At 44.5% G+C, this 829-nt stretch carries 1 protein-coding gene; it reads right to left on the bottom strand.

Translation table 11 applies throughout. The features are described 5' to 3' along the window. Positions 1 to 401: 401 nt before the first annotated feature. Positions 402 to 644 (bottom strand): hypothetical protein, encoded by a 243-nt coding sequence (locus tag AB4653_RS17495; RefSeq protein WP_240700347.1) that lies wholly within the window; start codon positions 642 to 644, stop codon positions 402 to 404. Positions 645 to 829: the final 185 nt, after the last annotated feature.

Here is an 829-nt window from a genome sequence, read left to right as displayed (position 1 = left end):
TATTACATATGTAATACACTTTTTCTATCAACACTTAAAGTTATTCCCCCGTTACCAGTCGATGATGTCAAGACACTAAAAATCCTAAAGAAAGTGACACCAGCCGCGAGATCACTATCCGTATGAATCAAGTTATTAGGCTCCTCACCAACCAAAACTTCTTGGTTAAGTTAATCCCAACACTAGAATCAAAGTCAGTTCTGAAATTGAAAATATTGTGACTACGACGGGGGACACTGTTTAAGCATGAATCGGATTCATCAAGTCCCGACGCGCCATCGATATTTGGAGCTATCTGACTCACACCAGAAAGACGCGAATTTAAACCCAAAGAATGGCTAAGTTTTACCTACTGGCGTGATGAGCAGCGCCAACTGGTTGAACGCCACGACAAGATTGAGTCACCCACTGGGCAGAGTCATGGAAGTGAAATCCCACTGTTCATTGCGGCTGTTTGTAGAAAGGTGTTCCCAAAAGAAAATACCCATAATGAATGAGAAGCCCATTGAGTCTTCTACTCTTAACACGACATCGCCCTGATCTAATAACTCGCCCATCGCTTGTTGGTAAGCTTCTTCGACGATGGTTTGTTCCCAAATACGCTCGTATTCGGGTAAGACTTGTTGTCTAGAGATGGTCGACACCCTGAAGCTTAATGCGCCCTCGATACGATGTCGTCGGCTGGTGATCAGTTTAACCTCCGTCCATGAAAGTACTGGTTTGGCGAGGCGCCTAGATTGGCGTTCCTTTTTTTTTTCGCCATACTCGAGTCTTAACGGATGTAGAACATCAGCTTATCAGAGGTGGCACAGACGCTTGACTGTTTGCT

This window comes from Vibrio sp. 10N.222.48.A3 (genome assembly GCF_041475345.1).
In the GTDB taxonomy this organism is placed as follows: domain Bacteria; phylum Pseudomonadota; class Gammaproteobacteria; order Enterobacterales; family Vibrionaceae; genus Vibrio; species Vibrio tasmaniensis_A.
Note: the sequence above shows the minus strand (reverse complement) of the source record. Positions and strands in the feature narration are given on the sequence as shown.